Genomic DNA, 13,146 nt, shown 5'->3' on the forward strand with positions numbered 1-13,146 from the left:
GCAACAACGCCCGCACCAACAGTACGGCCGCCTTCACGGATTGCGAAACGCAGACCGTCGTCCATCGCGATTGGGTGGATCAGGGTAACAACCATTTTGATGTTGTCGCCCGGCATTACCATCTCAACGCCTTCCGGCAGTTCGATGGTACCAGTCACGTCAGTAGTACGGAAGTAGAACTGCGGACGGTAGCCTTTGAAGAACGGAGTATGACGGCCGCCTTCGTCTTTGGACAGAATGTACACTTCAGATTCGAACTTGGTGTGCGGCTTGATAGAGCCCGGCTTAGCCAGTACCTGACCACGTTCGATTTCTTCACGTTTGATACCACGCAGCAGGACACCAACGTTCTCACCAGCACGGCCTTCGTCCAGCAGTTTGCGGAACATTTCAACGCCGGTACAAGTAGACTTAGCAGTGTCCTTGATACCAACGATTTCAACTTCTTCACCAACTTTGATGATACCGCGCTCTACACGACCGGTAACAACGGTACCACGACCGGAGATGGAGAATACGTCTTCGATAGGCAGCAGGAACGGCTTGTCAATCGCACGCTCTGGTTCTGGGATGTAAGAATCCAGGAAGCCAGCCAGTTCGATGATTTTCGCTTCCCACTCTGCGTCGCCTTCCAGCGCTTTCAGAGCAGAACCACGAACGATCGGCGTGTCGTCGCCCGGGAAATCGTACTGAGACAGAAGTTCACGAACTTCCATTTCTACCAGTTCCAGCAGCTCTTCGTCATCAACCATGTCGCATTTGTTCAGGAACACGATGATGTACGGAACGCCTACCTGACGACCCAGCAGGATGTGCTCACGAGTCTGCGGCATCGGGCCGTCAGTCGCAGCAACAACCAGGATCGCGCCGTCCATCTGCGCAGCACCGGTGATCATGTTTTTAACATAGTCGGCGTGGCCCGGGCAGTCTACGTGTGCGTAGTGGCGAGTCGGGGTGTCATATTCAACGTGAGAAGTGTTGATGGTGATACCACGAGCTTTTTCTTCCGGCGCGTTATCGATCTGGTCGAATGCACGAGCAGCACCGCCGTAGGTTTTAGCCAGTACGGTAGTGATTGCAGCGGTCAGGGTAGTTTTACCGTGGTCAACGTGGCCGATGGTGCCGACGTTAACGTGCGGTTTTGTACGTTCAAATTTTTCTTTAGACACGGCTATATTCCTTACTATAGTGCTCTCCCCTTTGGAGAGAGCACGGGACTTAGGTTTTAATCCTGTGGATTATTTACCACGGGCTTCAATAACGGCCTGAGCAACGTTGTTCGGCGCATCGTCGTACTTCAGGAACTCCATGGAGTAAGAAGCACGGCCTTTGGTCAAAGAACGCAGCTGGGTTGCATATCCGAACATTTCAGACAGCGGAACTTCAGCATGGATAACAACGCCAGTGACGTTGGATTCCTGACCACGAAGCATACCACGACGACGGCTCAAGTCACCGATTACGTCACCGGTGTTCTCTTCCGGAGTCTCTACTTCAACCTTCATGATAGGCTCAAGCAGAACTGGTTTCGCTTTCTTAAAGCCATCTTTGAAGGCGATAGAAGCGGCCAGTTTAAACGCCAGCTCAGAGGAGTCAACGTCATGGTAAGAACCGAAGTGCAGACGCACGCCCAGATCAACAACCGGGTAACCAGCCAGTGGGCCGGATTTCAGCTGTTCCTGGATGCCTTTATCAACGGCCGGGATGTATTCGCCAGGAATTACACCACCTTTGATGTCGTTGATGAACTCGTAGCCTTTCGGGTTTGAACCCGGCTCCAGCGGGTACATGTCGATAACAACATGACCGTACTGACCGCGACCACCAGACTGCTTAGCGTGTTTACCTTCGATATCGGTAACTTTCGCGCGAATCGCTTCACGGTAAGCAACCTGAGGTTTACCGACGTTCGCTTCAACGTTGAATTCACGCTTCATACGGTCAACGATGATGTCGAGGTGCAGCTCACCCATACCGGCGATAATGGTCTGGTTAGATTCTTCGTCAGTCCAAACGCGGAATGACGGGTCTTCTTTAGCCAGACGGCCCAGAGCCAGACCCATTTTTTCCTGGTCAGCTTTGGTTTTCGGTTCTACCGCGATGGAAATTACCGGCTCAGGGAATTCCATACGTTCCAGAATGATCGGGTGATCCGGGTCACACAGAGTGTCACCAGTGGTCACGTCTTTCAGACCGATAGCAGCAGCGATATCGCCCGCGCGAACTTCTTTGATCTCTTCACGTTTGTTAGCGTGCATCTGTACGATACGGCCAAAACGCTCGCGTGCAGTTTTCACTGAGTTCAGGATGGTGTCACCGGAGTTAACCACACCAGAGTACACGCGGAAGAAGGTCAGGTTACCCACGAACGGGTCGGTAGCGATTTTGAATGCCAGAGCAGCAAACGGCTCATCATCGCTAGCGTGACGCTCAGCCGGAGTATCTTTACCGTCGTCCAGAATACCGTTGATCGCAGGTACGTCGACTGGGGATGGCAGGTAATCAATTACCGCATCCAGCATCGCCTGAACACCTTTGTTCTTGAACGCAGAACCACAGGTTACCAGGATGATTTCGTTGTTCAGAACGCGCTGACGCAGAGCTTTTTTGATCTCTTCTTCAGTCAGTTCTTCACCACCCAGGTATTTCTCCATCAGCTCTTCTGAAGCTTCTGCAGCGGACTCGATCAGGTTCTGGTGCCATTCTTCAGCCAGTTCCTGCATGTCAGCCGGGATATCTTCATAAGTGAAGGTTACGCCTGCATCTTCTTCGTTCCAGTTGATGGCTTTCATTTTCACCAGGTCAACAACACCGGTGAACGCTTCTTCAGCGCCAATTGCCAGCTGCAGCGGAACAGGGTTCGCGCCCAGACGGGTTTTGATCTGACCAACAACTTTCAGGAAGTTCGCACCCATACGGTCCATTTTGTTAACGAACGCAATGCGTGGAACTTTATATTTGTTTGCCTGACGCCATACGGTTTCAGACTGAGGCTGAACACCACCAACTGCGCAGTAAACCATTACTGCACCATCAAGCACACGCATGGAACGTTCTACTTCGATAGTGAAGTCAACGTGCCCCGGGGTGTCGATGATGTTTACGCGATGCGGTTCATACTGCTTAGCCATACCAGACCAGAATGCAGTAGTCGCTGCGGAGGTGATAGTAATACCACGCTCCTGCTCCTGTTCCATCCAGTCCATGGTGGCTGCGCCGTCATGAACTTCACCGATTTTGTGGTTTACACCGGTGTAGAACAGAATACGTTCGGTAGTAGTGGTTTTACCGGCGTCGATGTGCGCACTGATACCGATGTTACGGTAGCGCGCGATGGGTGTTGTACGAGCCATTTGATTCCTCGTTTATCTTTTAGGCGTTCAATTTAAGTAGCCCAAAGCGGGCTGCTTACTAGAAGCGCCCGCCTGGTGACTAAAACTCCGAAGGGATTACCAACGGTAGTGTGCGAACGCCTTGTTGGCTTCTGCCATACGGTGAACGTCTTCACGTTTCTTAACTGCAGTACCTTTGTTTTCTGCAGCATCAGAAAGTTCGTTCGCCAGGCGCAGAGCCATGGATTTATCACCGCGTTTACGAGCAGCTTCAACGATCCAACGCATTGCCAGGGCATTACGACGAACCGGACGGACTTCAACTGGAACCTGATAAGTAGAACCACCAACGCGGCGAGACTTAACTTCGACAGTCGGGCGCACGTTTTCAAGGGCTACTTCAAAAGCTTCCAGGCCATCTTTACCAGAACGCTGAGCCAGGGTCTCCAGCGCGCTGTATACGATGGTTTCTGCAGTAGATTTTTTACCATCTACCATCAGGATATTTACAAATTTAGCCAGCAGCTCTGATCCGAACTTAGGATCCGGCAGAATTTTACGCTGACCAATGACGCGACGACGTGGCATGGGAATACTCCGTTGTTAATTCAGGATTGTCCAAAACTCTACGAGTTTAGTTTGACATTAATATAAAACGTTTGGCCTTACTTAACGGAGAACCATTAAGCCTTAGGACGTTTCACGCCATACTTGGAGCGTGATTGCTTACGGTCTTTAACGCCGGAGCAGTCAAGCGCACCGCGAACGGTGTGGTAACGAACACCCGGGAGGTCTTTTACACGACCGCCACGGATCAGGATCACGGAGTGCTCCTGCAGGTTGTGACCTTCACCACCGATGTAGGAAGTCACTTCAAAACCGTTAGTCAAACGCACACGGCATACTTTACGCAGTGCGGAGTTTGGTTTTTTAGGAGTGGTAGTATATACACGAGTACATACACCACGTTTCTGCGGGCATGCTTCCAGTGCAGGCACGTTGCTCTTTGCAACTTTGCGTGCGCGTGGTTTGCGTACCAGCTGGTTAACTGTTGCCATTAAATAGCTCCTGGTTGTAGCTTTCGCTTCGTAAACACGTAATAAAACGACCTCATACAATATGAGGACGCAGAATTTTAGGTCGGTGTCGAAAAGGTGTCAAGAAATATACAACGATCCCACAATTACCAGGACATCTGGCTGGGATGCTTCACCGTAAGTCTGACGAAGTCAGTATAGCTAACCCTGACGACACTGTCTGAAATTTGACCACATAAGCCGCGAGCTTGAATGTCTTCTTCCAGTACATAGACCTTAATGGAGGCATTTTGCAGACTTTCAAGGAAACGGCTTCCTTCTACTGCCGCGGTCACGCCATCCTGGAGCAATAAAAGTTCATCGTCTTTATCAATCAGGCGGAGAAGAGAGGAGAAATCGGTAAGCCACGCAGAGCGATGTAATGTGTGCAGCATGAGTATCTCAAAACCTTAAAATGACGTCATAGTTGCCTAGCTCACGGCGTAAATCTTCCGGTTCTAACGCTGTCGCATCGACCACAAAATTAACACCCTGCTGAAGACCCCGCTCGCGTAAAGAGGCGGCGCAAAGCCAACATTGCTCAATATCGTACAATCCCAACAGTTTGAAGGTTGCGATGTAGTCTCGCGCCAACACAACATCCGGCTGTTGTCCCTGAAGGATTTGAAAAACGCCATCGCCGATAAAAAATACGCCGAGGTCTTCCGTTAATGCCGATGTCGCCAGCAAGGCATCTAATCCTTCACGGCCAGACGCGCTGCCGTGCGGCACGGTAGAAAAGACAAAAGCAACACGTTTCATTAAAACTGCACCACGCGGTCGCAGGTCAGGGACGCCTCAGCCAGCGAACCCAGCCCGCTGAGGTTAAAACCTGATTGTAAATTAGCGCCTGCCAGGCCCAGACGTTTCGCTTCAGTTTCATCAACTACGCCGCGACGCAACGCCGCCGCCACGCAAATATTCAGCGTCACGCCATGCTGCTGGTTCAGCTGTTGCCAGGCCCGTACCAGATCGTATTCATCACTGGCAGGCGAAGTCAGTAAGTTGGCGTTATACACACCTTCACGATAGAAAAAGACGCTACTTAGCTCATGCCCTTCTTTGAGTAGCGCATGAGCAAATTGCAACGCGCTGCTCGCCTGCTGCGTACCATAAGCCGGCCCCGTCACCATGATGGCAAAACGCATTACTTATCTTGCCCCTGGAAATCGCCGCTTTTGAACTGACGAATATAGAGGTAGACCGTGTGCTTGGAGATGTTCAGCCGATCGGCAACCTGGTTGATGGCATCTTTAATATCGAAGATACCTTTCTCATACAGATTCAGGACAATCTGACGATTCTTGGCGTTGTTGGAAACATTGCGATCGGCGTTCACTTCTTCGATCGTGAATTCCAGCGTTTGGGTAACCAGGTCTTCCACCGAAGAAGCGAAGTTGACGGCAGAACCCACTTCCGGGGTTTCCGGTGGGATAAAGGTATTCATTATCTGCGAGAATGGGACATCAAGGTTCATATTGATGCACAGCAGACCAATCACGCGATGCTCACGGTTGCGAATAGCAATCGTCACCGACTTCATCAAGACACCGCTTTTCGCACGTGTGAAGTAACACTTCGACACGCTGCTATCCGCACCCGTCATATCATGCAGCATACGCAATGCAAGGTCGGTAATCGGCGAGCCAATTTTGCGGCCCGTGTGTTCACCGTTAGCAATGCGGATAGCCGAGCATTTCAAATCCTGCAAAGAGTGCAATACGATTTCACAATGGGAACCAATGAGCATCGCCAACCCGTCCACAACCGCTTCGTAGGATTTGAGGATATCGAAGTCAGTTTGATCGAAAGGACGTTGATCCAGTAAATCTAGCTCACTGGTTTCGTTGGTTAAAAGCGACCTGGACATGAAAAAAAGCACTCCTTTTCAGGAGCCTGTCGTTATGTTGTCAGGGCAGGCTCATCACTATTATAGGGGCATCTAAAGTAATACAGCGCACAATGCGCTTTCCAGTATTAATTATATCCTGTCGATAATAAAAAACCGCCGCCCTGTGGGCGGCGGTTTCTGGTCACTTATTTTTTGCTGCTGTCTGCAGCTTTATCTGCCGGTGCAGCATCTGGCTGCGCATCGGCCTTCGGTGCCGGTTTGATGTCTAACAGTTCAACATCAAAGACCAGCGTAGAGTTGGCCGGAATGCCCGGTACGCCAGTTTTGCCGTAAGCCAGATCCGGTGGGATAACCAGCTGGATTTTGCCGCCTTTCTTGATGTTTTTCAGGCCTTCAGTCCAGCCCGGGATTACCCCGTCAAGACGGAAAGAGAGCGGCTCACCGCGGGTATAAGAGTTATCAAACTCTTTACCATCAATCAGCGTACCTTTGTAGTTGACTACCACGGTATCGCTGTCTTTCGGCGCAGCGCCAGTACCTTCTTTCTCTACTTTGTAGACCAGGCCAGTAGCAGAGGTTTTAACGCCTTTCTCTTTAGCAAATTTCTCGCGGTAAACTTTACCTTTGGCTTCGTTATCAGCCGCGTCTTTTTCCATTTTCGCCTGAGCGGAGCTCTTCACGCGCGCTTCAAACGCCTGCAGAGTTTGTTCGATTTCCTGGTCAGACAGCTTGCTCTTGTCTGCAAACGCATCCTGAACGCCAGCGATCAGCTGATCTTTATCCAGTTTGATGCCCAGTTTTTCCTGCTCTTTCAGAGAGTTTTCCATATAACGACCCAGGGACGCGCCCAGCGCGTAAGCGGCTTTTTGGTCGTCATTCTTGAATGCTGCTTTGCTGTCAGCAGTAGCGGCTGGTTTCGCAGCATCAGCAGCGAAGGTGATCGGGGCATGCAGAGCAACAGCCATTGTGGTCGCCAGCAGCGTTACTTTAAACAGTGATTTCATCCATATCTCCAGGGCCGGGGCATCTCACCCCAGGGTTAGCTAAAACAAAAATGTACTATAAAGCGTTGTAGAACAAATCAACATACGGGCACGCCCTATTATCACCACATTTCAGACTCTTTTTGTTTAAATTAGTTTCGTGACCGAAGATTGAGTGCTGTGCAAACAGGCAAAGTTAAGTAGAATTCGCCGCAGTCCGCGATCTGCCGGAGAAAAAAGAAAGAGGTGAATCATGCAGGATACAACAATGGAAACTCGCCTGGCTGAACTGGAAAGTCGCCTGGCATTTCAGGAGATAACCATTGAAGAGCTCAACGTGACGGTGACCGCGCATGAACTGGAAATGGCCAAACTCCGCGACCATCTGCGTTTACTGACAGAAAAGCTCAAAGCAACGCAGCCGTCCCACATTGCGTCGCAGTCTGAAGAGACCCCGCCGCCACATTATTGAGACGTAAAAAAAGCGGGAATATCCCGCTTTTTTGTACCGGATGACGACGTAAACGTCTTATCCGGCCTACGGTAGGCCTGATAAGCGTAGCGCCATCAGGCAATCATACCGATCAGTGGCAACCGCAGCCGCCGCCGTTACCTTTACCGCCACCGCCGCAGCAGCCTTCGCCGCCGTGCTCGTGACCATGGTCGTGACCGTGGCCATGACCACCGCAGCAACCGTCATGACCGTGGTCATGATCGTGGTCGTGACCGTGCGCGCCGTGAACGTGGCCGTGAGCCAGTTCTTCTTCGGTCGCTTCGCGGATAGCAACAACTTCTACGTTGAATTTCAGGTTCTGGCCAGCCAGCATGTGGTTACCATCAACTACAACGTGATCGTCTTCCACTTCGGTAATTTCTACCGGTACTGGACCCTGGTCAGTTTCAGCCAGGAAACGCATGCCAACCTGCAGTTCGTCAACGCCCATGAAGACGTCTTTAGGAACGCGCTGCACCAGGTTTTCGTCGTACTGACCGTATGCGTCGTTTGCGCCAACAGCAACATCGAATTTGTCGCCAACTTCATGACCGTCCAGCGCTGTTTCCAGGCCAGAAATCAGGGAACCGTGACCATGCAGGTAGTCCAGCGGTGCACTCACCGGAGACTCATCAACCAACACACCGTCTTCTGTACGTACCTGATAGGCCAGGCTGACCACCAGGTCCTTTGCTACTTTCATGATATCTCCTGAGCATGGAAAGAATAGTGGCGCAGATTGTAGCGGAATTCTGCACCCGTGTACCCTCTAGCTTAAAAAAAGCTGCGCCATATCGCTAGTCCGGATGAAAAATCCCGATCACTTGCTCTTCTTTGCGAACGTGCTCGCGCGCCTCTTTATCCGCTTCCCGCATCTGATGGCCGCACTTAACACATTCAACAATATCGATATTATTTTCGCGCCACATTGCCAGCGTATCCTGCGCCTGGCAGGACGGACATTTTGCGCCTGCAATAAAACGTTTACGAATTGCCATGATTACCTCTACTCAAATTCATCCCAGCCATCCAGCTGACGCCGCTCTTGCTGCATCTCTCGTTGGAAAATTTCCTCCAGCTCGCGCCGGGCTTCCCTGGCTCGAGAGATTTGTACGGTATCCGTATGCATGGGGATCAGCTCCCGCAGCATGCGCATATCCAGCCGACGAAAATGCAGCTGAGCGCGCTGAGCCTGGTGCGGATGCATCCCCAGTGTAACCAGCGTTTTACGCCCCAACTCCAGCGCACTGGAGAACGTTTCGCGGGAAAACTGCGTCACACCAGCTTGTAATAACTCATGCGCCTCTACACGTCCGCGCGCACGCGCAAGAATATGCAAATGCGGAAAATACTGTTGGCACAGTTCCACCAGTTTCATGGTGTCTTCAGGCTCATTACAGGTAATAACGATAGACTGTGCCGCCTCCGCACCCGCAGAACGCAACAGATCCACCTGCGTGGCATCACCGTAGTAAACCTTATAGCCATATTTACGCATCAAATTCACCGCGCTGATATCCCGCTCCAGAACGGTAATCCGCATTTTATTGGCCATCAACAGGCGACCAATAACCTGACCAAAGCGCCCAAACCCCACCACAATCACCTGCGGTTTATCATCTTCTACCCAGGGTTTTTCATCTTCTTCATCCGTGCCGTTAAACTGACGGGAGAGCCATTTGTCAATCAGCTTCATCATCAGCGGCGTGGTCATCATCGACAGCGTGACGGTCACCAGCAGCAACGCCATTTGGTCGCCCTGAAACAGCCGTTGCGAGGATGCCGTTGAAAACAGCACGAAAGCGAATTCACCGCCCTGACTCAAAACCCCGGCAAACTGCATCCGTTCTGAGCTTCTCATGCCGTTCAGTCGTGCCAGCACATACAGCACCAGCATTTTTACAACCACCAGTACTATCACGCTCGCCGCCACCCACAGAATATGGGTATAGAGCACGCCAAGATTGAGTGACATGCCTACGGAGATAAAAAACAGGCCGAGCAGCAGGCCTTTAAACGGATCGATTGCCGTTTCCAGCTCATGTCGGTATTCGCTTTCCGCCAACAGCACGCCCGCGATAAACGTTCCCAGCGCCATCGACAGCCCCAGCGCATCCATAAATAAAGCCGAACCCAGCACCAGCAACAGCGTCGCGGCGGTAAATACTTCCCGCACGCCAGAATCCGCAATAAAGCGGAAAACCGGACGCAGCAAATAGCGCCCGCCAATCAGCATGCCGGCAAAGGCCAGCACCTTCATTCCCACTTTGATCCAGTCAAAATGTTCGTCAGCAGAACCCGCCAGCAGCGGAACCAGCGCCAACGCAGGGATCACCGCCAAATCCTGAAACAGCAGCACCGAAAAACCCAGTTGTCCGGATTCACTGCGGTTCATGCCTTTTTCGCGCATCAACTGTAGCGCCATGGCGGTCGATGACATCGCCAGACCAATGCCGCCGACCACTGCCGCCTGCCAGGAGAACGCAGTGAGCATCAGCAAGCCAGCCAGCGCCACTGCGCTCAGCATCACCTGCGCGGCACCGACACCAAAAATTGAACGCCGCAATTGCCATAACTTGGCAGGGTTAAGTTCCAGCCCAATGATGAACATCAAAAAGACCACACCCAGCTCGGAAAAGTGCAGAATTTCATCCACATCGCTGATGAATCCTAATCCCCACGGGCCAATAGCAATCCCCGCCAGCAAGTAACCCAGCACCGGACCGATACCCAGCTTTGAGGCCAGGGGAACTGCCGCCACCGCCGCGAAGAGGAACAACACTCCCGCCGTCAATAAATCAGAACCTTCCATCAGCGGCCTCCCACAGGGATCGGATTCGCCAGCCAGTCACCATACGCTTTCGCATGGCTGTCCAGCTCCTGCTTCGTTTGCCGCCTGGCCCAGTAGACGATAATAGGGCTCATCCAGTGCATGCGGCACATACCGGCCGTTAGCTCAAAAGGACGCAGTACATCGCTCATTGGATAACGGTTTAGCGCGTCATAGCGATAGGCGCTTTCCGGTTCTCCGGTCGTGATAACGCTCCGCCAGTACTTTCCCGCCAGTTGATTCCCTCCGGGGCCGCTGGCAAATCCGCGGCTCAGTACACGGTCAAGCCACTCCTTTAACAGCGCCGGACAGCTATAGGTGTAAAGCGGATGCTGAAAAACAATCACATCATGCTCACGCAGCAGCGCCTGCTCATGCGGAATGTCGATAAAAAAATCAGGATAGTGCGCGTAAAGGTCGTGCACGGTAACATTGCTGAGCTGCATGGCCGGTTTAAGCAGAACCCGGTTCGCAACCGAGTCCTGAGATTCCGGATGGGCATACAGCAGCAAGACTTTCGCTGGCTGGAACATCATCCCCCTCCCGGTTTTGTCTTTTGTCTATTTTCGACGTTTTGGGCTACCATTGCGCCTCGGTGCGGCAAATGGCCCACACATTACATTATCATAATGATAAATTAACATAGTCTGAACATACGGCGCCTTATGATTGTTTTCTCATCGTTACAAATTCGTCGCGGCGTGCGCGTCTTGCTGGACAATGCCACGGCCACCATTAATCCAGGGCAGAAAGTTGGTCTGGTAGGTAAAAATGGCTGTGGTAAATCTACCCTGCTGGCATTGCTGAAAAATGAACTCAGCGCCGACGCCGGAGGATTTACCTATCCGGGAAACTGGCAGCTTGCGTGGGTGAATCAGGAAACGCCAGCATTGCCGCAGCCCGCGCTGGAGTACGTGATTGACGGCGACCGCGAGTATCGTCAACTGGAAGCGCAGTTGAACGATGCCAACGAACGTAACGATGGACACGCTATTGCCACCGTCCATGGCAAACTGGATGCCATCGACGCCTGGACCGTGCGCTCACGCGCCGCCAGCCTGCTGCATGGTCTCGGTTTCTCCAACGAACAGCTTGAGCGCCCGGTCAGCGACTTTTCCGGTGGCTGGCGTATGCGTCTCAACCTGGCCCAGGCGCTGATTTGCCGTTCAGACCTGCTGCTGCTCGATGAACCCACCAACCACCTCGATCTCGACGCGGTAATCTGGCTGGAAAGATGGCTGAAAAGCTACCAGGGCACGCTGATATTGATCTCCCACGACCGCGACTTCCTCGACCCGGTGGTGGACAAAATTATTCATATCGAACAGCAAACCATGTTCGAGTACACCGGCAACTACAGCGCGTTTGAAATCCAGCGTGCGACCCGCCTTGCGCAGCAACAGGCAATGTACGAAAGCCAGCAGGAGCGCGTGGCGCATCTGCAAAGCTATATCGATCGTTTCCGCGCTAAAGCAACCAAAGCAAAGCAGGCGCAAAGCCGTATCAAAATGCTGGAACGCATGGAGCTGATTGCCCCGGCACACGTGGACAACCCGTTCCACTTCAGCTTTCGTGAACCAGAAAGCCTGCCGAATCCACTGCTGAAGATGGAAAAGGTCAGCGCTGGCTACGGCGATCGCGTCATTCTCGATTCGATCAAACTGAATCTGGTGCCGGGTTCCCGCATCGGCCTGCTCGGTCGCAACGGCGCGGGTAAATCGACGCTGATTAAGCTGCTGGCCGGCGAACTGGCCCCCATTAGCGGCGAGATTGGCCTGGCGAAAGGTATCAAGCTGGGCTACTTCGCGCAGCACCAGTTGGAGTTTTTACGCGCCGATGAATCGCCTATTCAGCACCTGGCGCGCATGGCGCCGCAGGAGCTGGAGCAGAAACTGCGGGACTACCTCGGCGGATTCGGCTTTCAGGGCGATAAAGTCAGCGAAGAGACTCGCCGCTTCTCCGGTGGTGAAAAAGCGCGTCTGGTGCTGGCGTTGATCGTCTGGCAGCGCCCGAACCTGCTCCTGCTTGATGAACCGACCAACCACCTGGACCTTGATATGCGCCAGGCGCTGACCGAAGCGTTGATCGATTTCGAAGGCGCGCTGGTCGTGGTCTCGCACGACCGCCACCTGATTCGCTCCACCACCGATGACCTCTATCTGGTGCACGACAAAAAAGTCGAGCCGTTTGACGGCGATCTGGAGGATTATCAGCAGTGGCTGAGCGATGTGCAAAAACAAGAAAACCAGAACGACGAACCGGCGAAAGAGAGCGTTAACAGCGCCCAGGCGCGTAAAGACCAGAAGCGTCGCGAAGCTGAATTGCGCACCCTGACGCAGCCGCTGCGTAAAGAGATTACCCGTCTGGAAAAAGAGATGGAGAAACTGCACGCACAGCTGGCGCAGGCGGAAGAAAAACTCGGCGACAGCGAACTGTATGACCAAAGCCGCAAAGCCGAACTCACCGCATGCCTGCAGCAGCAGGCCAGTGCAAAATCCGGACTGGAAGAGTGCGAGATGGCCTGGCTGGAAGCGCAGGAACAGCTTGAGCAGATGCTGGCCGAATAGTCATGAGTGCCTG

At 52.6% G+C, this 13,146-nt stretch carries 15 protein-coding genes; 2 read left to right on the top strand and 13 right to left on the bottom strand.

Annotated elements, in window-relative coordinates:
* From tuf to fkpA, 9 genes are all read right to left on the bottom strand, one after another.
* On the bottom strand, positions 1-1,169 hold a 1,169-nt coding region (gene tuf, locus OGW16_RS08300; RefSeq protein ID WP_286502589.1), incomplete at its 3' end, for an elongation factor Tu.
* 69 nt (positions 1,170-1,238) lie between these two features.
* Entirely contained in the window at positions 1,239-3,353 is a 2,115-nt protein-coding gene (fusA, locus tag OGW16_RS08305; protein ID WP_003023659.1) for an elongation factor G, read from the bottom strand.
* Between the two features lie 96 nt (positions 3,354-3,449).
* Positions 3,450-3,920, bottom strand: coding sequence for a 30S ribosomal protein S7 (rpsG, locus tag OGW16_RS08310; RefSeq protein ID WP_016154763.1), 471 nt, complete (start codon positions 3,918-3,920; stop codon positions 3,450-3,452).
* A 95-nt stretch (positions 3,921-4,015) separates the two neighbouring features.
* Positions 4,016-4,390 carry a 30S ribosomal protein S12 gene (rpsL, locus tag OGW16_RS08315; protein WP_003023654.1) on the bottom strand — a complete coding sequence of 125 codons (375 nt, stop codon included), beginning with the start codon at positions 4,388-4,390 and terminating at the stop codon, positions 4,016-4,018.
* Positions 4,391-4,515: 125 nt separating this feature from the next.
* Complete coding sequence (gene tusB, locus OGW16_RS08320; protein ID WP_047408236.1) at positions 4,516-4,803, bottom strand: sulfurtransferase complex subunit TusB; 288 nt, start codon at positions 4,801-4,803, stop codon at positions 4,516-4,518.
* A gap of 7 nt (positions 4,804-4,810) precedes the next feature.
* Positions 4,811-5,170, bottom strand: coding sequence for a sulfurtransferase complex subunit TusC (gene tusC / locus OGW16_RS08325; protein ID WP_043018545.1), 360 nt, complete (start codon positions 5,168-5,170; stop codon positions 4,811-4,813).
* On the bottom strand, positions 5,170-5,556 hold the full coding sequence (tusD, locus tag OGW16_RS08330) for a sulfurtransferase complex subunit TusD (protein ID WP_003023646.1): 387 nt from the start codon (positions 5,554-5,556) through the stop codon (positions 5,170-5,172). The genes tusC and tusD overlap by 1 nt, the downstream gene beginning before the upstream one ends.
* The gene (locus tag OGW16_RS08335; RefSeq protein WP_003023643.1) at positions 5,556-6,278 is read right to left on the bottom strand and encodes a helix-turn-helix transcriptional regulator; all 723 of its coding nucleotides are present in this window, start codon (positions 6,276-6,278) and stop codon (positions 5,556-5,558) included. Before OGW16_RS08335 ends, tusD begins: the two co-directional genes overlap by 1 nt.
* A 167-nt stretch (positions 6,279-6,445) precedes the next feature.
* Positions 6,446-7,264: an FKBP-type peptidyl-prolyl cis-trans isomerase gene (fkpA, locus tag OGW16_RS08340; protein WP_003023641.1), complete on the bottom strand. Its 819-nt coding sequence runs from the start codon at positions 7,262-7,264 to the stop codon at positions 6,446-6,448.
* Between the two features lie 232 nt (positions 7,265-7,496).
* Between fkpA and OGW16_RS08345 the strand changes: the two genes are divergently transcribed.
* Entirely contained in the window at positions 7,497-7,715 is a 219-nt protein-coding gene (locus OGW16_RS08345) for a protein SlyX (protein WP_003023639.1), read from the top strand.
* Between the two features lie 112 nt (positions 7,716-7,827).
* Here the strand turns inward: OGW16_RS08345 and slyD are convergent, their stop codons facing one another.
* The 4 genes from slyD to kefG form a co-directional block, all read right to left on the bottom strand.
* Complete coding sequence (gene slyD, locus OGW16_RS08350; protein ID WP_008786294.1) at positions 7,828-8,439, bottom strand: peptidylprolyl isomerase; 612 nt, start codon at positions 8,437-8,439, stop codon at positions 7,828-7,830.
* A gap of 94 nt (positions 8,440-8,533) precedes the next feature.
* The gene (locus OGW16_RS08355; RefSeq protein ID WP_016154768.1) at positions 8,534-8,734 is read right to left on the bottom strand and encodes a YheV family putative zinc ribbon protein; all 201 of its coding nucleotides are present in this window, start codon (positions 8,732-8,734) and stop codon (positions 8,534-8,536) included.
* Between the two features lie 8 nt (positions 8,735-8,742).
* Positions 8,743-10,548 carry a glutathione-regulated potassium-efflux system protein KefB gene (kefB, locus tag OGW16_RS08360; RefSeq protein WP_075145557.1) on the bottom strand — a complete coding sequence of 602 codons (1,806 nt, stop codon included), beginning with the start codon at positions 10,546-10,548 and terminating at the stop codon, positions 8,743-8,745.
* Positions 10,548-11,099 (bottom strand): glutathione-regulated potassium-efflux system ancillary protein KefG, encoded by a 552-nt coding sequence (gene kefG, locus OGW16_RS08365; RefSeq protein ID WP_003023629.1) that lies wholly within the window; start codon positions 11,097-11,099, stop codon positions 10,548-10,550. The genes kefB and kefG overlap by 1 nt, the downstream gene beginning before the upstream one ends.
* 132 nt (positions 11,100-11,231) lie before the next feature.
* On the opposite strand from kefG, the gene OGW16_RS08370 reads away from it, so the two are divergent.
* Positions 11,232-13,133, top strand: coding sequence for an ABC transporter ATP-binding protein (locus OGW16_RS08370; protein WP_043018547.1), 1,902 nt, complete (start codon positions 11,232-11,234; stop codon positions 13,131-13,133).
* Positions 13,134-13,146 lie beyond the last annotated feature (13 nt).

It is taken from the genome of Citrobacter sp. Ce104, assembly GCF_030334595.1.
Lineage (GTDB): Bacteria > Pseudomonadota > Gammaproteobacteria > Enterobacterales > Enterobacteriaceae > Citrobacter > Citrobacter europaeus.